We start from the raw sequence: 17770 nt of genomic DNA on the forward strand, positions 1-17770 counted from the left end.
CCTACTCGTTCACGTCGCTGAGGAGAGCGAACAGCGCGTCCGCGTCCGGGGCTTCGATCAGGCTGCGCACATCGTCCTCTTCCGAGAAGAGGATGGCGATCTTCGAGAGGATCTCCAGGTGCTCGTCGTTCTGCCCGGCGATGCCCACCACGAACCGCACCTCCTCGCCGCCCCAGTCCAGCGGCGAGGAGTAGCGGACGAAGGAGAGTGCCGAGCGCTTGATCTCGTCCTTGGACTCGTTGGTGCCGTGCGGGATGGCCAGGCCGTTCCCCATGAAGGTGGAGACGGTCTCCTCGCGCTGCCGCATCGATTCGGTGTAGCCCGGCTCGACGGCGCCCGCGGCCAAGAGGAGTGCGCCCGCCTCCCGGATCGCCTCCTCCCGCGTGGTCGCAGCGCCCGCGGCCACGACGTTCGCCCGGTCGAGAATCGTGTCGGTCATTTGCCGGCGTCCTCTGTGGTCTCCTGCTGCTTGACAAGGTCGACGACCTCGTCGTACCGGGGGCTGTTCATGAAATTGTCGACCGAGACGTGCAGCGAGTCCGGCGACTGTCCCTTGGCGCGGTCGGTGAGCTGCTGCTGGGTGATGACGAGATCGGCGGTGCCGTCGAGGGCGCTGATCGCCTGGTTGGTCACCGTCACCCCCGTGACTCCCGCCTTCTCGATCTTCTTGCGCAGCACGGACGCGCCCATCGCGCTCGATCCCATCCCGGCGTCGCAGGCGAACACGATGGTCCGCACCAGACGGCCCGTTGCCTCACCCTGCGCGTCGTCGGTGCCGTGCTCGCCCTCCTGGACCAGAGCCCCCAGGACCGAGGAGGATGTGCCCTTGTTGGCCTCGGTCTGGGCGACAGCGGCCGAGAGATCGCCCGCGTTGCCGGAATCGAGGTCGCGTTTGCGGCTGGCGCGCAGCACGATCGCGCTGAAGGCGAACGAGACGGCGGCAGCGGCGACGATGGAGAGGCCGATGCCGAACATGTTCTCCACCGGAGCTTGGGCGAAGATCGCGAACACCGACCCCGGCGCGGCCGGTGCGCGCAGCCCGGTCTGGAAGGCCACGTTCACGGCGACCCCGGTCATTCCGCCGAGGATCGCGCCGACGATGAGGATCGGCTTCATCAGCACATAGGGGAAGTAGATCTCGTGGATGCCGCCGAAGAACTGGATGATGAACGCACCCGGAGCGCTGGCGCGCGCCGCGCCGAGCCCGAAGATCGCCCAGGCCAGCAGAATGCCCGCGCCAGGGCCGGGGTTGGTCTCGATCAGGAACAGGATCGACTTGCCGGCCTGCTGCGCTTCGAGCGTTCCGATCGGCGTGAACACACCGTGGTTGATCGCGTTGTTGAGGAACAGCACCTTGCCTGGCTCGACCAGGACGCTCACCAGCGGCAGCAGGTGTACCGAGACGAGCCAGTCGACTCCCGCTTCCAGGGCCTTGCTCAGTCCTTCCACGAGCGGTGCGATTCCGAAGAAAGCGCCGATCGCGAGCAGGAAGCCGAGGATGCCGGCGGAGAAGTTGTTGACGAGCATCTCGAAGCCCGCCTTGATCTTCCCCTCCCAGATCCTGTCGACCAGCTTCATCAGGTAGGCGCCGAGCGGTCCCATGACCATCGCGCCGATGAACATCGGGATGTCGGAGCCCACGATGACGCCCATCGCCGCGATCGTTCCCACCACGCCGCCGCGCACGCCGTAGACGAGCCGGCCGCCGGTGTTGGCCAGCAGCAACGGCAGCAGGTAGGTGATCATCGGGCCGACCATGCTCGCGATGCTCTCGGTGGGGAACGGCCCCTTCGGGATGAACAGCGCGGTGATGATGCCCCAGGCGATGAAGGCCGGGATGTTCGGCATCACCATGCTGGAGAGGAATGTGCCGAAGCGCTGGACCGCGACGCGCGCGGTTCCTGGCTGTTTCGGGGTGGACGTCGCCGATGTTTCTGCCGCCGTTGTCATTCTGGTGCCTCGTTTCTGTCGGGATGTGCAGGGGAGGTGGAGGCGGTCGCGGCGAGGCGCACCGCTTCCCGCGCTTCGGCTGCGCCGTCGGCGGCCAGAGCGATCTCGGCAAGCCCGCGGGCCTGTTCGAGGGTGTAGCGCTTCAGGGAGAGCCGCACATCGGCGATGGCCGTGGTCGACATCGAGAGGGTGGTGGCGCCGAGTCCGACCAGGACCACTGCGAGCAGCGGATCGGCCGCGGCCTCGCCGCAGATCCCGACCGGTTTGCCGGTCGCCGCGCCGGCTTTGCCGGTCTCCCCGATGAGGCGGAGCACGGCGGGATGCCACGGGTCCTGGAAACTGGCGACCGAGCCGAGCAGGCGATCGGCTGCGAGAGTGTACTGCGTGAGGTCGTTCGTCCCGATGGAGACGAACGCGGCCTTCTGCAGCACCCGCCCGGCGAGGAGCGCGGCGGAAGGGACCTCGACCATCACACCGGCGGTCTTCAGCCCGAATTCGCTCGCGAGTTCGACGAAGTAGCGGGTCTCCTCGACGGTGGAAACCATCGGCGCCATCACCCAGAGGTCGGCGCCGGTCTGCGCGTCGGCTTCCGCGAGGGCGGTGAGCTGTTCGCGCAGGATGTCCTCGTTCGAGCGCAGCGCGCGCAGGCCGCGCAGGCCCAGCGCCGGGTTGTCCTCGTGCGCGTCGTTGAGGAACTCGAGCGGCTTGTCGGCGCCCGCGTCCAGAACCCGCACCACGACCTTCTGGCCGGGGAACGCCCGCAGCACCGCTGCGTACTGCTCGCGCTGCTGTTCGACGGTCGGCGCGAGGCGCTGGTCGAGGAAGAGGAATTCCGTGCGGAACAACCCCACGCCTTCCGCTCCCGCGGCGAGGGCCTTCCCGGCGCCCTCCGCGGAGCCGAGGTTGGCGAGCAGCGGGACGCTGGTGCCGTCGGCGAGGGCGCCCGGCCCCAGGCCGCCCGACAGCGCGGCGGCGCGCTCGTCGATGCGGCGCTGTGCTTCGGCGCTCTGGGCGGTGTCTGGCGAGGCCGTCACGATTCCGGCTCTGGCGTCCACGATCACCTCGGTTCCATCGGTCAGGGTGTCCGCGCTCGCGACGCCGACGATGGCGACGATTGCCTTCTCGCGCGCCAGGATCGCGGTGTGCGAGGTCGGTCCGCCTTCGCGGGTCACCAGGCCGAGCACCTTGTCCAGGTCGAGCAGGGCGGTGTCGGCGGGGGCGAGGTCGTGGGCCACCAGGACGTAGGGCTCGTCCGACTCGGGGACGCCGGGCGCGGCGCGGCCTTCCAGGGCGGCGATGACGCGCTGGGAGACATCGTCCAGGTCGGTCGCGCGTTCCCCCATATAGCCGCCGAGCCCGATGAGCATGTCGCGGAAGACCGCGAAGCCCTCGAACACCGCGCGTTCGGCGGTCTTGCCGCTGTCGATGCGGGAGGAGACGTCGTCGGCCAGGGTCGAGTCCTCGGCCATCATCGACTGCGCTTCGAGCACATCGGCGGCGGCGCCGGTCACCGTGCCGGCGCGGGCGCGCAGGTCGGCGGCCACGGCGGCCACGGCATCCGCCACCCGGGCCTTCTCCTCCCCGGGCGTGCGGGCGCTCGGCGCGTCGGCTGGCTCGGGCAGCGGTTCGGACATCCGGAGCACGCGGCCCCGGGCGATCCCCTGGCCGATGCCGGCTCCGGTCAGCTCCGTCGTGGCGGACATCAGGCGTCGTGGTCCGTCGCGAGGATCTCCGCCAGACCGTCCAGCACGGCCTCGCCCTCGGGCGTGTCGGTGGTCAGCACGATCTTGTCGCCGTGGTCGATGCCCAGCGAGATGACGCCCAGGATGCTCCCGGCGTTGACCGTCTTGCCGCCCTCCTTCGTCAGCTGCACCTTCGCCCCGGTGGCGTTGACCGCTTCGACGAAGAGCTTCGCCGGGCGGGCGTGCAGCCCGTGGCTCGATCCGACGGTGATGATTCGCTCAGCCATTGGTGTGGTTCCTTTCGGGTGGGGTGACCAGGGGGTCGTTCGCTCTCCTGTCGCGCTTCGCGCCGAGAGCCAGGTCGAGTGTCCACGCGCCGTCGAGGGCGGCGGGGGAGACGGGCGGGAGCACGACGATGGCGGTTCCTGTGCCGGCGGTCCTGTCGCGCAGCGCGGGGACGGACGATTCCAGGTGCGCCCCGACCAGCACGATATCGATGCCGTCGAGGGAGGCGAGCTGTTCCGTGCTGCCCGCGGACACTGCGACATCCACCCCCCGATCGGCCGCGGCGGTGCGCAGCTTCATGGCGACGAATGCGCTGGAGGCGCCAGCGCCGCAGACGACGACGATCTTCATCGACCTCATGCCTTTCTGGGGGGAGCGGGAGCAGTGGAGCGTGTGAAACGGGTGGATCGCCGTCCATCGTCGCCCGGCGGACGCTGACACTCAAACAAAGAACTTTCCGGGGTGGCGGAAGAGTCTTTCCCACGGGTTAACAACGCCAGGTTTACTTAACCAGTATTATGAGAAGGATTATTGACTGTGCGCTTCAGTATCCATCGCCTGGTTGCCCTCGCGACCATGATCGCATTCTCTCGGCCTAGCGCCCGCTTCGGCAGCGGACGGTTCGATCGTCGTGTCACCGGATGGCCGGATCCAGGCGACAATCTCGAACGATGGCGGTCAGCCTCGGCTGGACGTGCGCCGCGACGGGATCACCGTCCTCGATGCTGTGCGACTGGGGCTTGTGACGGTGGTGGGAGATCTCTCCACCGGACTGACGCTGCTCTCGGAGGCCCGGAAGACCATCGTGCAGGAGTATGCTACGGTAGCCCGAGTGAACGCCGTCGTCTGCTCTACCGCCTAGGAACTGACGCTTCAGTATGCTAAGGGTGCCTCGCGTCTGACGGTCGTGGTGCGGGTTTCGGACGACGGTGTGGCGTTTCGCTACGGCCTCCCGACCGCGGAGACGGCGGTGATCGGCGAGGCCAAGGCCTTCGATCTCTCCGGTGACGCCGTACCTGGGCGGCCGACTACACCGGCCCGGGGATGTACGAGAACGCGCAGAAACGCAGTGCGGTGCCCGACCTCGCCGGGCGCAGGATGGCCATGCCCCTGCTCGCGAGCGCAGCCGGCGGGAGCCAGTGGATGCTGCTGACCGAGGCTGCGGTCTACGCGGGCGGGAGCTATCCCGCCGTCCGGCTCGACGGCGGCGCGAACGGTGTGCTGCGCGTGCAGCTCCCGGGCCCGGACCGCTCTGTCTTCGACACGAGCGCTGGTGCGGTGCGGGTTCCTGTCGCCGCGGGTGCGCAGACCCCGTGGCGTGTCATCGAGCTCGGCTCATCGCTCGCGGAGCTGGCCGAGGGAAGCATCCTGGCAGATCTCAACGACGCTCCGAGCGGCACGCTCGCACCGGAGGCGGCGAGCTGGATCCGTCCGGGTACGGCGCTCTGGCCGTGGTGGACGAACTCGTCGCCGGACTACATCGCGCTCCACCAGCAGTACATCGACGCCGCCGAGCGGCTCGGCGTCCCGTATGTCGTCGCAGACTTGGGCTACAGCTCCTGGGCGGATATCGCGACCATCGGCGTCTACGCTCGGATGCACGGGGTTGGTGTGATCGCCTGGCTCCACAAGAACGAGTTCCGGAACCCGGACGGCAGTTTCTTTGACCAGGCCACTCTGACGACCGCTGTCAAAGAACACGCGGTTCCCGGTGTGGTCGGGCTCAAGGTCGATTTCTTTGACTCGGATCGTGCCGAAACGATGGCCTTCTACCCGCGTCTGGCGCGCGCCGCCGCGTCGTCGAAGCTCGTACTCAGCCTGCACGGAGCGACTAAGCCGGGTGGTGAGGATCGGACCTATCCCAACATCTTTACCAGCGAGGCGATCGGCGGTGACGAATGGTACAAGATGCGTGCGCCGAAATCGGCTGCCGACAATGTAAACGCGGCCGTCACGCGCGGTCTGCTGGGCAGCGCGTACTATACACCGGATGCCCTCGCGATCGGCGGTGCGCCGAATGTCAGCCAGGCGCATCAGCTCGCGTTGACCACCGTCATCCCCTCCGCCCTAACGACACTTGCTGATTCGCCGAACAGTTACGAGGGCTGGGCAGGCTGGGGCTACCTGGCCGATGCGCCGACTGTCTGGGATCAGAGCCTCCTCCTCGACGCGGTGCCCGACAGCCATGTTGCCGTCGCCCGGCGTTCGGGCGAGACGTGGCGGGTCGCCGCGATCGACGACGCTGCGCGCACGGTCGACGTTCCGCTCGGTTTCCTTGGAGAGGGTGCCTACACTGCGACCAGCTACACCGATGGTGCCGATGGGACCTCTGTCGCAGTGAGCAGGCGCACGGTCACGGCGGACGATCGGCTTTCGCTGAACGTCGCCCTGCATGGTGGCGCGGCTGTCGTGCTCACTCCCGGGGTCGCCGTGTCCGTCGAGCCGTCGGCGGATCGGGTGCTGGAGGCCGAGACCGCGACCCTCAGCGGTGCGGCGCGCATCGATCCGTGCGTGACCTGCTCGGGTGGCTTCAAGGTCGGCTACCTTGGCGTCGGCGGTCGAATGACGTTCTCTGGCGTAGAGGCAGAAGGCGACTACCGTCTTCGCGTCGCCTACCTGCTCGGCGAACCGCGTAGCCTGACCGTGACTGTGGATGGTGTGCCGGTCCGCGTCACGTCGCCGGTTTCCGGAGCTGCCTCCGGGGTGCCGATCGGATGGGATGTGCTGCGCTCGATCGATACCCGCTCTCGTTCGGTCCTGGTCAGCACACGATCGTTCTCGGTGATTCTTGGTACGCTCCTGACATTGACCGCGTCACCCTGCTCCGCGCTTATCAGGCCGAGGATCCGACTACGGCGAGGACGAAGCCAGCTGCCGTGTCCGAGTGCGCCCCGGGTGCGTGCATAGGGCAGAAGGTGGGCAACCTCGTCAAGGATGCGGAGCTTAGATTCCCCGTAGTCGCGCATCGATCCGGGCCGACCACGGTCGAACTTCGCTTCACGAACGGAGCTGCCGGCCGCTCGGCCTTCGTGGGGGTCCAGGGCTCTAACCTACGCCGGGTCGATTTTGCAGAGAGTGTGAACTGGAACGGGGTCGCGACGAAGACCGTCATCGTCGATCTTGTCGCTGGACTCAACACGATCGTGCTGAAGGCGCCTAGCGATTGGTATGCGCCGGACTTCGACGAGATACGAGTCTGGCAATGACGGGCGGCCCCGCTCTGGCGAGCGTCGCACGCGATGCGCCCGTCCCGTCCGCCGCTCCCAGCGCACGGCTCGCCGCCCTCGACTGTCTGCGTTTGCTGGTGGCGCTCAGCGTCGTCTCGTACCACTGGCTTTTCTGGGGACCCCGGTACGGTGAGGTGGCGTTCGCCGCGCCCGCGCCCGTCGCCGCGCTCGCCGCCTACGGCAATCTCGGGGTGCAGCTGTTCTTCCTCATCAGCGGGTTCGTGATCTTTCTGTCCGCGAGCGGTCGCGACGCCGCTTCCTTCGCTGCGGGGCGGGCCACCCGGCTCTATCCGGCGTTCTGGGCGGGCGTCCTGCTGACGCCGGCGCCGCTGCTCGTCACGGCCCAGGCGAGCCTTCCCAGCATCCTCGGGCGATTGCTCGCGAACCTCACGATGGCCCCGGCCGCTTTCGGGCAGGCGCAGCTGGACGGGGTGTACTGGACGCTCACCCTGGAGCTGGAGTTCTACGCCCTCGTCTTCCTCTTCCTGCTGGCCGGCCGTCGCGAGTGGCTGGAGCCGTTCTTCGCGGTCTGGGCGATCGCCATGCTCCCCACGACGCTCTTCCTGCCCCGGATCGCGGGGCTGCCGCTTCTCGGCGGACTGTTCGAGCTGTTCGCCGGCGGCGCCCTCATCGCCATGATCGCGTACACAGGCTGGACGCCGCTGCGCGCGGTCGCCCTCGCTGCGAGCGTCGCCGGATCGGCGGCGGCGACCGTCCGCCGGGCGCAGGAGTCCGACCCCGGGGCGGTCGACCCCGTCGTCCTCGCGGTCGCGGTCGCGGCACTGTACGCGCTCGTGTTCGTCCTCACCACAAGTCGAATCGCTGCCTGGCGCATCCCGGGCAGCAGGCTCGCGGGCGGGCTCACCTACCCGATCTATCTGTGCCACGCTGTGTTCGGATACGCCCTGCTCAACGCCTTCGGTTCGGTCGATGCTCCTGGGCCGGCTACGGGATCGCCCTTGCTGTCGTGCTGGCGGCGGCGGCCGCGGTCCACCTCGGTGTCGAGCGTGCGGCGGCGCCGATGTGGCGGCGTCTGTTCGCGGTCGCACTGGCCGCACCGATCCGGGCGCTGCAGGCCCTGCTGCCGCTGAGGAGATAATTCTACGATGCCGCCGGCACACGCCTCAGATGTGTACGGTGCCGCACACCACCGTATTTTTGCTGCTAATCACGGTGAGTGGTGGCTCGGCGCGATTCGGCTGGAACGACAACTAAGGAGTTGCCCTCATGATTCTCTGGAACACGCTTGTGGTGCTGCAAGCTGTGATCGTTGTTGCGGGCATCTTCGCTGTGGTGGCTTGGGTGCGCCGATGCAACCGCCACGGTCGCCAGTCCGGCAGGAACTGACACCGTTCGACACCGAGCGCGCCCACGGCTCGATCGATGACCTCACACTTCTCGAGATCGAACAACTCGGCTACGCTCGCAACGAACCGGTCGGACAAGCCGGCTGACACCAGCAAAACACCCTCCGAACACCAGGGTGACTCAGGGATTCAGGTGGTTGACTCGGTGGGAAAGGCGGTCTCCGGTGGCTCTCTCGGCGAAGCGGACCAGGATGCTCGGCATCCTCTCGCGGCGTGCTGCCTGGGTGACCGCCGCCGAACTAGCCCGGGACCTCGGCGTGACCACCCGCAGCATCCGCAGCTACGCTGCCGCGCTCGGCGAACTGATCGAGTCCGGCCCGGACGGATATCGCGTGCGTCCGGACGCCTACGCCGCCTCCCTCGCCGGCATGGCCTCCCCGGATTCCACGGCCGGCTCCCCGCAGGAGCGTCTCGTGCTCCTGGTCCGCCGGCTGCTGGACGCACCGGAGGGGGTCGAGGTCTACGAGACGGCGGAGAGTCTGTTCGTCTCCGACTCGACCATCGAGTCCGACCTCACGCGCATCCGGGGGCTGCTCTCCGGCACCGAACTGGCGCTGGAACGTCAGGGCGCCGTCGTCCGCTTGACCGGACCGGAGATCGCGAGGCGCAAGCTCATCAGCCGCCTGTTCCGGGACGAGATGACGCAGAGCGTCGTGGACATCGCCCGGATACAGGAGGTTTTTTCCTCCCGCGGGCTCGCCGAGTTCAAGGACGATCTGGTCGAGACACTGGATGCGCGCGGCTTCTTCGTCAACGAGTACGGCATCAACGATGTGCTCCTGCACATGGCCGTCGCCCTCGACCGCGTCGCCAAAGACCGGGTCTTGCCCGCCACCGCCGACCCCGAGGTGAGCGACGAGATCCGTGCGCTCGCCGTGGACCTGGGGGAACTCGTGCTGCACCACTTCGGAGCGCAGCTCGATCCGGTCGAACTGCGCTCCCTCGCTATCCTGCTGCGCACCCGGGTCATCGTTCCGGGTGCGCGCGACACGCTCGCGGAGTTCGTGAGCGACGAGGATCTTGCCGCCGTCCGGTGCATCGTGGCGAGTGCCTCCGCCGAGTACCTGGTGGACCTGCGTGACGAGAGTTTCATCGTGCGCCTTACGCTGCACCTTCAGAACCTCGTCGCCCGAGCTCACGAGAAGAGCTACTCGCGCAATCCGCTCACCCGCTCCATCAAGAGCGCGTACCCGATGATCTACGAACTGGCCGTCTACATCGCGAGCCGGTTGCAGGCGGCGGAGGGCATCGCGGTCAACGATGACGAGATCGCGTACATCGCCATGCATGTCGGCGCGCATCTGGAGCAGCAGTCGCGGCGGCGGGATGCTGTGACCTGCGCCGTCGTCTGCCCCAACTACTACGACATGCACATCCTCCTCCGCGAGCGTCTGGAGAGGGCGCTCGGCGACGAACTGGACATTACAAACGTGATTACGTCGGCGGACGCGGACTGGAACGTCATCGGGGAAGACCTCGTCCTCACCACCATCGACCCCCGTGGCCACCGGGAGAACGCGGTGATCGTGCAGCCGTTCCTCACCGAGACGGACATCGGGCGCATCCGGCAGTCGGTCGCCCGCATCCGCCGTCAGCGCCGCCGCGCGCGCATCAAAAGCGAATTGCTCGAGTACTTCGACGAGAGCCTCTTCCTCCGCGACTTCCACGCTCGCGACCCGCTCACGATGATCCGCGCCCTCGGCGATCGGATGATCGCCGCCGGCGCCATCGACAGCGCCTATGTCGAGCAGTCGGTGGAGCGCGAGCAGATGTCCTCGACGGCCTTCACCGACACGCTCGCCGTCCCGCACGCCATGACGATGACCGCCAAGCGCACGGCCATCGCGATCGTCGTCAATGACACGGCGATGGACTGGGGGGACGCCCGGGTCAACGTCATCGCCTTCATCGCCTTCTCGGAGGGCGGCCGTGCGGCCTTTCAGACGGTTTTCGACCAGTTCGTCGAGGTGTTCTCCGACCCGGAGGCGGTGCGGGGGCTGATCCGCCGCGCGGACACTTTCACCGCCTTCATCGACGAACTCGTGCGGATCATCGACGCCTAGCGTGGCGCTCCTCTCGGCGGAACCTCCGGTCAGCCCAGAAGCAGCGCGGAGAGCTGATCGGTCGAGTGTACGACCGCGATCTCCCCGGCCGCCTCGGCCGGGGAGCCGTAGCCCCATTCGACCAGGATCGTGGGCAGGCCGTGCGCGGCGGCGCCTTCCACATCGTAGAGGCGGTCGCCGACCATGACGGCGTGGCCGATGCCGACGCCGGCCGCGGTGAGGCGGCGCAGGGCCTCGGCCACGACATCCGCCTTGGCGCTGCGGCTTTCGTCGGTCGCGCCGGCGATGACCTCGAAATGCTGAGCGAGTCCGAAGTGCTCCAGGATGCGGACCGCCTGGGTCTCGGGTTTGCTGGTCGCGACCGCGAGCGGGACACCCGCGGCGCTCAGCCGCTGGAGGAGGCCGCGGATGCCGGGGAAGACCGCGCTGTCGAGGGCGCCGTGCTCCGCGTAGTGTGCGCGGTACGCGGTGAGCGCGTCGCGGGCCCCGGCTTCGGTCAGGCCGGCCATGCTTTGCAGGGAGTCGAGGAGCGGGGGCCCGACATACTCGACGAGCTGGGCCGGCGCCGGGACGGGGAGGCCGATGGTCTCGAACGTGTGCGCCAGCGAGGAGGTGATGCCCGCGGCGGAGTCTGTGAGGGTGCTGTCGAGGTCGAAGAGGACGCAGGTCCAGGTGCGTGTGACGGTGGGCGCGCTGGCCGGTTCGGTCGTGCTGGTCGGGTCAGTCATGGCGGTCCCAGGGTATGTGATCTATATGAATGATTTCTCAGCGCTCGCTGAGAGCGGCTTCGATATGTGAGCGGGCGACCACCAGTGCGTGCGGGGTTCCGGGATCGAACTGCACGGCGACGAAATCGGCCGAAGAGATGTGCCCGAGCGCCTCCGGGCCGGGGACGATGACCGCCTGCACGCGCGTCCCCCCGCCCGCTGCGCCGCCGACGGCCGCGCGCAATGCTCTCATCGAGGTGAAGAGCGGCAGCACAGCCTCGCCGGTCGTGGAGCCGATGGTGCGCAGCCGCACCTCCCCCGGGCCGGAGCCGGTGACATCCACCACCAGACCGCCCTTCTTCGCGGCGGCGAGCAGCGCAGCCAGGTTCTCCAGTGTGGGCTCGGCGGCGATGACGGCCAGCGCCTTGCGCACCGGCACGTTCTCGTAGCTCGGGGGGAACCGGCCCCGGGCGCCCATCAGAACAGCCTGCTGTCGCTGTTGTCGAACCCGCGCATCGCGTCGTAGTCCAGCACGAGACAGCGGATGCCGCGGTCCTCGGCGAGCGTGCGGGCCTGCGGCTTGATCTCCTGGGCGGCGAAGACCCCGGCCACCGGGGCGAGCAGCGGGTCCCGGTTCATGAGCTCCAGGTAGCGGGTCAGCTGCTCGACGCCGTCGATGTCGCCCCGTCGCTTCAACTCCACGGCGACCGACGCGCCCGCGGCGTCCCGGGCCAGGATGTCGACCGGCCCGATCGCCGTCATGTGCTCGCGGCGCACCAGAACATGCCCGTCGCCGAGGAGGTGGATCTGTTCGGCGAGCAGCTTCTGCAGGTGCGCCTCGACACCGTCCTTCTGCAGGCCTGGGTCGATCCCGAGTTCGTGCGCGGAGTCGTGAAGCACCTCGTGGATCGAGACGACGAGCATGTCCGCAGTCTTCGCCTGGCTGACGCGCCAGAGCTGTGTGACGCCGGCCTCGCGCTGCGCTTCGTCCGGTTTGTCGACCGCGAGCGTGCAGGGCGGGCTCATCCAGTTCAGCGGCTTGTAGGAGCCGCCGTCGGAGTGGACCAGCATACTGCCGTCGGCTTTGAGCATCAGCAGCCGCTTGGCGAGCGGCAGGTGGGCGCTCAGACGGCCCGCGTAGTCGACGGAGCAGTTGGCAATCACGAGGCGCACCGGACAAGTTTAGGGTGCGCCAGGATGGGGGCATGGTCCATCAGCTCCTCATCGGCACGTACACCGAGTCCCTTCCGCACGTCGACGGGCACGCGGAGGGGCTTCTCGCTGCGACTTTCGACGGCGCCGCGGTCTCGCCCGCCGGTGTCGCCGCCTTTCTCGAGAACCCGTCGTGGATCGCGGTCGGACCGGGGGCGCGCACCGTCTATGCGGTCGAGGAGACCGGCCCGGATGGCTCGGTCACCGCTTTCTCCCGCGAGGGCGGCGGCGCTCTCCTCCCCAGCGGGCGCGAGTCCGCGGGCGGCTCCTCACCCGCGCACCTCGCCGTGCATCCCTCTGGACGCTTCCTCTTGGTCGGCTCCTACGGGAGCGGAACCGTCTCGGTGTGGTCGCTGGACGCCGAGGGGATGCCGCTGGAGCGCACCGCGTTCGTCCAGCACGAGGGTTCCGGCCCCGACCCGGAGCGGCAGGAGGGTCCGCATGTCCACCAGCTGAGCGTCGACCCGGTCACCGGTGACCTCGTCGTGGTCGACCTCGGACTGGGCGAGGTGCGCTGGTACGCATTCTCCGAAGAGGGCTGCCTCACGCTCCGTCCCGAGGCCACGGTCGTGACGGGCGGGGCCGGACCGCGCCACCTGGCGTTCCACCCGGACGGCGGGCACGCTTTCCTGGTCAACGAGCTCGAAAGCACGGTCGCCGTGCTGCGACGCGGGGCGGATGGACGCTTCCGCCTTGCGGGCGCCGCGTCCACCCGTGCGCCCGGGGCGGACGGGCCGAACTTCCCGGCCGCCGTCCGTGTCACCGGCGACGGCCGGACGGTTCTGGTCAGCAATCGGGGCGATGACACGATCGCCGTGTTCGCCTTCGATGGCGCGGAATCCCGGCTCAGACTCGCGACGTTCGCACCGGCCGGGGGGCGTTCCCCCCCCCCCCCCGACCTCGTCCTCACGCCCGAAGGTGACCGCGTGCTGGTTTCGTGCCAGGACAGCGACCGGGTGACGGTCTTCGCCTTCGATCCGGAGACCCGCGCGCTCACCTGGCTGAGCGACAACGCGGTGCCGACGCCGGTGTGCGTTGTCGTGCTCTGAGGCCGCCCGGCGCGGTTCGCTGCGAGCGCTTCGCTGGGCGAGTTCAGAGGCCATCGACGCTGGTGCGGGCTCGCATCGCGGTCCGATCGTGCTTCTTCGCGTCGAAGTAGCGGTCCGGCCCGACAGCGAACGGTTCTGTGTCGATCCAGAGTTCGTCGCCGTCGACACGGAGCAGTCCGACATACAGGACACGGTCGGCCTCGGAGGCCCAGACCGTGATCAGTCTCGTGTTCCCACCGTCCTTCTGGACTGCCGCCAGACCGGCGACGATCGCGGCGCTGGCGACCGCGCCCCGCTGCATCGCCGCGAGGAGATCGTCGATGGGGAAGCCGGGGCGGAAACTGTGAATCACCGGGTTCGTGAGCACCCCACCGCCCGTGACTCTCCAGCGGCGAGAGCCGGCGATGACCATCGCGACGCACACAACGAAGATCGCCGGGGGCATTGCAAACGCACCGGCAATCGCGAGACCGGCCTTCACGCGTCCACCCAGGGTCTCTACGATGGCCGCTGGATTGAGGAAGACGATGAGGGTCAGCGCTGCCATCAGCCCGGCGACGATCATCCACGACATCGTCTTACGCGGTGAGCGCTCCGGCGTGAACAGGTCGGGACGCGTTGCGAACCAAGCGGAGAGAGTGCGCGACCGAGTCTTAAACGGTGTGAAACTCATATTCATCTTCTCCTGGACGTCATTGAGACGAGGAGGCTCTACCGCCCATCCTCGTCATTCCGGCCCGGGACCGGTGTGCGCAGAGGGGCATCGTCCTCATTCTGTCCACTGCCTCAGGGGAGGAGCGCCGTGCGAGCGGCCACCATTAATCCTGAACGATACCTTTTAAATTCTGTGCATCAGTTTTCAATGGGAGAATCCTCTATACCGAAGAAGTCTCTTGTCCTGGCCGCTCTTGTTCCCGCGGCCCTCCTCGCTGGCTGCTCCGCCAGCTATCCGGGAGTTGAGCCGTCCGCGTTCGCCTCTGTTGCATGCGCGACGTGGCTGGCAAAGGGCTCAGCGGAAACGCTTTCGGACTCTTCGACGATCAGCGGCTTGAGCGGCACGGGGGACGAGCAGCGAAACCAGGCTATCGCCCTCGCAGAGAAGGTTGTCGCCGAATGGGAGAAGAGCCGCGACAAAATCGCCGCCGCGAAGCACGCCGTCAAGGACGGTGCTAAGATCGCCGCTCTCTTCACTGACCACTGCAACACTCGCATCGACGCCGCGAACGAACTCATCGACGAATTCCGCAGCGACATGCCCCGAACCGCGGTCGTACCGGAATCCGATGGGGAACGACGAATAGATCACTCCATTGGCGAACTCGCTCCGCACTTCTTCCGCAAACTGTGAAGCTTGGGCCTCGTTTGCGAATACCCCCAGAACCGTGTTGTGTGGAGATTCATCCTGACAAATGATCCACACAAGGTTCGCAACCGCTTCTTCTGTGCGCCCTTTTGCTTCATCATTCACCGCTCTCTCGACTTCCAGGTCGTGTCCTTCCAAGAAGATTACAAGCCACTATGGAAGTGACTCTTAACTGAAGCTGACGGTGGACTTCGACGGCACGGTCGGTCAAGCTCCCGGCAGCTGCCTGGCTCATCGGTTCCTGACGCTCAAGCAATGGCGCGGAATCCGTGAGGGTGTGAACAGCGCAGCGTCCTGTCTCTCTGCCGGTCTGCGCCTACCTGTCGGTCCCTTCGCAAACGGAGGGGGTTCGGGAGGAAGGAGCCGGTGAGCGCCCTCCGCCTCGCCCCGGACGCTGGTCGCCGCCGCCCGCGAGTTCCTCGCCTAGAACGCCGCGCCGGGCCGGAGCCACGCGGAGGTGCGGGCCCAGGGTGAGGGCGCGAGAGCCGAGGTAGCCGAAGGCGAAGGCGGCGGCGAGCGCGGCGAGGCCTCCGGCGTCGTGGTCGCCCCGCGCGATCACGGCCACGGCGAGCGGCGCGAACACTGCGACGTTTAGCAAGCCCGTGAGCGCGAGGTAGCGCGTGTCTCCGGCTCCGATCAGCACACCGTCGAGCACGAAGACGTACCCACCGAGCGGTGCGCTGAGTCCGACGATCGCGAGCGCCGCCGGGAGAAGCGCGGTGACGGCGGCATCTCTTGTGAACAGTCCGGCCGCGACGGGGCTCAGCGCGACGGTGACGGCGCCGAGGACAGCCCCCGACCCGACGCCCCACTGGACGCAGCGCCGGAGCACCGCGCGCACCTCCGGGAGCTTGCCCGCGCCGAGTCCTTTGCCGACGAGCGCTTGGGCGGCGATGGCGAGCGTGTCGAGGGCGAAAGCGAGCGTCGCGAAGACGGTCATAGCGACCTGGAAGGCGGCGAGATCGTCCGGTCCGAGCCGTGTCGCCGCGGCGATGGCGAGCAGCATCGCGCCACGGAGGCTCGCCGTCCTCAGGAACAGCCAGCCCCCGGCGACCGCCGTCCGCCCGAGGCCGGTGTGGCGGGGGAGCAGGCCCGCGCCGGCGCGGCGGGCGTGGCGGGCGACGACGACGGCGTACACCGCGACCATCGCCCACTGTGCGACGACGGTTCCGAGCGCGGAGCCTGCGATGCCCAGGCCCAGGACTCCGATGAAGACAGCGTTCAGCGCGATGTTGGCCGCGAAGCCGCCGCCGGCGACGGCCAGCGGCGTCCGGGTGTCTTGCAGTCCGCGCAGCAGCCCGGTTGCCGCGAACACAAACAGCATGGCGGGCAGCCCGGCCATCGAGATGGAGAGGTAGACCTCCGCCTGTTCGCTCACCGCCGCGGAGGCCGCGAACAGCGAGACGAGGACCGGCGAGGCCAGCCGTCCCGCCGCCAGCACGGCCCCGAGCCCGAGCCCGAGCCCGAGCCCGCAGCCGTCCACACCGGCGGCGACGGCCGCGCGTTCGTCGCCCGCGCCGAGCCAGCGAGCCACGGCGGGCGTCGTCGAGTAAGCGAGGAAGACCATCAGACCGACGATCGTCTGCAGGACGGCGGCGGCGATCCCGAGCCCGGCGAGCGGTGCGACGCCGAGGTGACCGACCACCGCCGAGTCCGCCAGTAGGAACAACGGCTCGGCGACGAGCGCACCGAGGGCGGGCACGGCCAGTCGCAGGATGTCCCGGTCGAGCGGGCGGCGGGGGAGGGGATTCACGGCGCCTCCACGCTACTCGACGGGGGCCTCGCCGAGTGTCAGTGGTTGTTCCTACAGTGGTGTCATGAGTTCGTTGATGCCGGAGCTGCTCGCCACCTGGAGCTGGCGGCTGGAGCGTGGGCGCACCGGGCGCACCGTCCTCACCCGTGGGCAGGCGGCGACGGCGAAACGCGACCTCGAGCACGACCGGTCGGCGCATCCCGGGGACTACGCAGCCTACGAGGACGAGCTCGCCGCCGCGCTCGACGCGCTGGAGATCCTCTCCCGTCAGGCGAACCGCGCCGACGACCTGCTCGCCGTGCTCGCCGCCGAGCGTCGTCAGCGCGGCGGTGCGGAGGGCGGGGACCACGCCCGTCGCACGCCCGGCCCGGGGGAACCGGCCCGTGCGCGCGGTCCGCTCACCGCCGAGCACGAGGGCATCCCGGCCGGACTCCCGGAGCTGCTCGACCAGTGGGTCCACCGCCTCATCCGCTACCGCAACGGGGCGAAGCTCATCGCCCCGATCGAAGCTGCCCGCGCAGAGATCCGCCTCCGCAACGAAGCGCATTTACATCCCGGCGCCTATCGCAATGCCGTCACGCGGCCGTACTACGGCCGCGTGATGCGCGAACTCGGTGAGATCGCGACGGCCCAGCGGCCGGGGGTCCGCGTCGGTGGCCGCGGAATGCGCCGCACTCTCGGGGATCTGTGGTGAGCTGGGGCTCGCGTCGCCTCGTGCGCAGTTTCCCGCTCGGCGCACTGGCCGTTCTGGTCGTCATCGGCGTGGCTGGATACGTCGCCTCGTCGGGCGGAGCGGGCGGCCTCCCCGATGGCAGCGCCGTTGCCGCCTCCACCCCGCCGAGCGCGTTGCCCGGCAGCTCAGCGCGCGATGCCGGCGTGCCGTCCCCCATCGTGGCGACCGCCCTTCTCGCCGGGCTCGCGGTCAAAGGCCGCGCCCCGGCGACCGGCTACGCTTGCTCACTCCATTACGATCAACCCATGCGATCACGAGGAACCACCCTGCTATGACCCCGGCCGAAGCCTCTGCTCTCCTCGGCCTTCTGCCGTCGGCCATCCAGGAAGAGATTCTCCGTGCGTACGGCCTCCGTTCCGCCGTGCTGCCCGAAGGCGAG

Annotated in this window: 18 protein-coding genes and 1 pseudogene; 8 read left to right on the forward strand and 11 right to left on the reverse strand. The window is 68.5% G+C overall.

Features of this window, described 5'->3' with window-relative positions; genetic code table 11:
- Position 1: 1 nt before the first annotated feature.
- From LXX_RS00390 to LXX_RS00410, 5 genes are read right to left on the reverse strand one after another with little or no spacing between them, the layout of a single operon-like run.
- Positions 2–439, reverse strand: coding sequence for a PTS sugar transporter subunit IIA (locus tag LXX_RS00390; RefSeq protein WP_011185174.1), 438 nt, complete (start codon positions 437–439; stop codon positions 2–4).
- Entirely contained in the window at positions 436–1950 is a 1515-nt protein-coding gene (locus tag LXX_RS00395) for a PTS mannitol transporter subunit IICB (RefSeq protein WP_011185175.1), read from the reverse strand. The genes LXX_RS00390 and LXX_RS00395 overlap by 4 nt, the downstream gene beginning before the upstream one ends.
- Positions 1947–3653, reverse strand: a complete 1707-nt coding sequence (gene ptsP, locus LXX_RS00400; RefSeq protein WP_041766831.1) for a phosphoenolpyruvate--protein phosphotransferase — start codon at positions 3651–3653, stop codon at positions 1947–1949. Before ptsP ends, LXX_RS00395 begins: the two co-directional genes overlap by 4 nt.
- Complete coding sequence (locus LXX_RS00405; protein WP_011185177.1) at positions 3653–3919, reverse strand: HPr family phosphocarrier protein; 267 nt, start codon at positions 3917–3919, stop codon at positions 3653–3655. Before LXX_RS00405 ends, ptsP begins: the two co-directional genes overlap by 1 nt.
- Positions 3912–4268 (reverse strand): PTS sugar transporter subunit IIB, encoded by a 357-nt coding sequence (locus tag LXX_RS00410; protein WP_011185178.1) that lies wholly within the window; start codon positions 4266–4268, stop codon positions 3912–3914. The genes LXX_RS00405 and LXX_RS00410 overlap by 8 nt, the downstream gene beginning before the upstream one ends.
- Before the next feature lie 280 nt (positions 4269–4548).
- Here LXX_RS00410 and LXX_RS16030 point away from each other — a divergent pair.
- The 5 genes and pseudogenes from LXX_RS16030 (at position 4549) to LXX_RS00435 (ending at position 10574) form a co-directional block, all read left to right on the forward strand.
- Positions 4549–5070: pseudogene (locus LXX_RS16030) on the forward strand (glycoside hydrolase family 97 N-terminal domain-containing protein).
- Positions 4962–6824, forward strand: coding sequence for a glycoside hydrolase family 97 catalytic domain-containing protein (locus LXX_RS16035; protein ID WP_041766836.1), 1863 nt, complete (start codon positions 4962–4964; stop codon positions 6822–6824). The pseudogene LXX_RS16030 and the gene LXX_RS16035 overlap by 109 nt, the downstream one beginning before the upstream one ends.
- A gap of 8 nt (positions 6825–6832) precedes the next feature.
- A complete protein-coding gene (locus LXX_RS00425) occupies positions 6833–7123 on the forward strand; it encodes a hypothetical protein (protein WP_141692789.1) in 291 nt (96 codons plus the stop codon).
- A complete protein-coding gene (locus tag LXX_RS00430) occupies positions 7120–8235 on the forward strand; it encodes an acyltransferase family protein (RefSeq protein ID WP_011185179.1) in 1116 nt (371 codons plus the stop codon). The genes LXX_RS00425 and LXX_RS00430 overlap by 4 nt, the downstream gene beginning before the upstream one ends.
- Positions 8236–8675: 440 nt before the next feature.
- Positions 8676–10574 carry a BglG family transcription antiterminator gene (locus LXX_RS00435; protein WP_011185180.1) on the forward strand — a complete coding sequence of 633 codons (1899 nt, stop codon included), beginning with the start codon at positions 8676–8678 and terminating at the stop codon, positions 10572–10574.
- 29 nt (positions 10575–10603) lie between these two features.
- On the opposite strand, the gene LXX_RS00440 is transcribed toward LXX_RS00435, so the two are convergent.
- The 3 genes from LXX_RS00440 to nucS are packed head-to-tail and all read right to left on the reverse strand — an operon-like array spanning position 10604 to position 12454.
- Positions 10604–11302: an HAD hydrolase-like protein gene (locus LXX_RS00440; protein ID WP_011185181.1), complete on the reverse strand. Its 699-nt coding sequence runs from the start codon at positions 11300–11302 to the stop codon at positions 10604–10606.
- A gap of 37 nt (positions 11303–11339) precedes the next feature.
- Positions 11340–11759, reverse strand: coding sequence for an SseB family protein (locus tag LXX_RS00445; protein WP_011185182.1), 420 nt, complete (start codon positions 11757–11759; stop codon positions 11340–11342).
- Positions 11759–12454, reverse strand: a complete 696-nt coding sequence (gene nucS, locus LXX_RS00450) for an endonuclease NucS (protein WP_011185183.1) — start codon at positions 12452–12454, stop codon at positions 11759–11761. Before nucS ends, LXX_RS00445 begins: the two co-directional genes overlap by 1 nt.
- Positions 12455–12486: 32 nt before the next feature.
- Here nucS and LXX_RS00455 point away from each other — a divergent pair, with 32 nt between their 5' ends.
- Positions 12487–13542 (forward strand): lactonase family protein, encoded by a 1056-nt coding sequence (locus LXX_RS00455; protein WP_041766842.1) that lies wholly within the window; start codon positions 12487–12489, stop codon positions 13540–13542.
- A 43-nt stretch (positions 13543–13585) separates the two neighbouring features.
- Here LXX_RS00455 and LXX_RS00460 read toward each other — a convergent pair whose 3' ends face one another.
- The 3 genes from LXX_RS00460 to LXX_RS00470 form a co-directional block, all read right to left on the reverse strand.
- The gene (locus LXX_RS00460) at positions 13586–14215 is read right to left on the reverse strand and encodes a hypothetical protein (RefSeq protein WP_011185185.1); all 630 of its coding nucleotides are present in this window, start codon (positions 14213–14215) and stop codon (positions 13586–13588) included.
- A 336-nt stretch (positions 14216–14551) separates the two neighbouring features.
- A complete protein-coding gene (locus tag LXX_RS15025; protein ID WP_141692788.1) occupies positions 14552–15010 on the reverse strand; it encodes a hypothetical protein in 459 nt (152 codons plus the stop codon).
- A gap of 211 nt (positions 15011–15221) precedes the next feature.
- Positions 15222–16658, reverse strand: coding sequence for an MATE family efflux transporter (locus LXX_RS00470; RefSeq protein ID WP_141692787.1), 1437 nt, complete (start codon positions 16656–16658; stop codon positions 15222–15224).
- A gap of 64 nt (positions 16659–16722) precedes the next feature.
- On the opposite strand from LXX_RS00470, the gene LXX_RS00475 reads away from it, so the two are divergent.
- Positions 16723–17352: a hypothetical protein gene (locus tag LXX_RS00475; protein ID WP_041766846.1), complete on the forward strand. Its 630-nt coding sequence runs from the start codon at positions 16723–16725 to the stop codon at positions 17350–17352.
- On the forward strand, positions 17349–17666 hold the full coding sequence (locus LXX_RS00480) for a hypothetical protein (protein ID WP_011185188.1): 318 nt from the start codon (positions 17349–17351) through the stop codon (positions 17664–17666). Before LXX_RS00475 ends, LXX_RS00480 begins: the two co-directional genes overlap by 4 nt.
- The last annotated feature ends 104 nt before the right edge of the window (positions 17667–17770 follow it).

The organism is Leifsonia xyli subsp. xyli str. CTCB07 (assembly GCF_000007665.1).
Lineage (GTDB): Bacteria > Actinomycetota > Actinomycetes > Actinomycetales > Microbacteriaceae > Leifsonia > Leifsonia xyli_C.

Coding starts and splice junctions, on each gene's coding strand:
- LXX_RS00390 (WP_011185174.1), bottom strand. CDS start 439: ATGACCGACACGATTCTCGACCGGGCGAACGTCGTGGCCGCGGGCGCT.
- LXX_RS00395 (WP_011185175.1), bottom strand. CDS start 1,950: ATGACAACGGCGGCAGAAACATCGGCGACGTCCACCCCGAAACAGCCA.
- ptsP (WP_041766831.1), bottom strand. CDS start 3,653: ATGTCCGCCACGACGGAGCTGACCGGAGCCGGCATCGGCCAGGGGATC.
- LXX_RS00405 (WP_011185177.1), bottom strand. CDS start 3,919: ATGGCTGAGCGAATCATCACCGTCGGATCGAGCCACGGGCTGCACGCC.
- LXX_RS00410 (WP_011185178.1), bottom strand. CDS start 4,268: ATGAAGATCGTCGTCGTCTGCGGCGCTGGCGCCTCCAGCGCATTCGTC.
- LXX_RS16035 (WP_041766836.1), top strand. CDS start 4,962: ATGTACGAGAACGCGCAGAAACGCAGTGCGGTGCCCGACCTCGCCGGG.
- LXX_RS00430 (WP_011185179.1), top strand. CDS start 7,120: ATGACGGGCGGCCCCGCTCTGGCGAGCGTCGCACGCGATGCGCCCGTC.
- LXX_RS00440 (WP_011185181.1), bottom strand. CDS start 11,302: ATGACTGACCCGACCAGCACGACCGAACCGGCCAGCGCGCCCACCGTC.
- LXX_RS00445 (WP_011185182.1), bottom strand. CDS start 11,759: ATGGGCGCCCGGGGCCGGTTCCCCCCGAGCTACGAGAACGTGCCGGTG.
- LXX_RS00455 (WP_041766842.1), top strand. CDS start 12,487: ATGGTCCATCAGCTCCTCATCGGCACGTACACCGAGTCCCTTCCGCAC.
- LXX_RS00460 (WP_011185185.1), bottom strand. CDS start 14,215: ATGAGTTTCACACCGTTTAAGACTCGGTCGCGCACTCTCTCCGCTTGG.
- LXX_RS00475 (WP_041766846.1), top strand. CDS start 16,723: ATGAGTTCGTTGATGCCGGAGCTGCTCGCCACCTGGAGCTGGCGGCTG.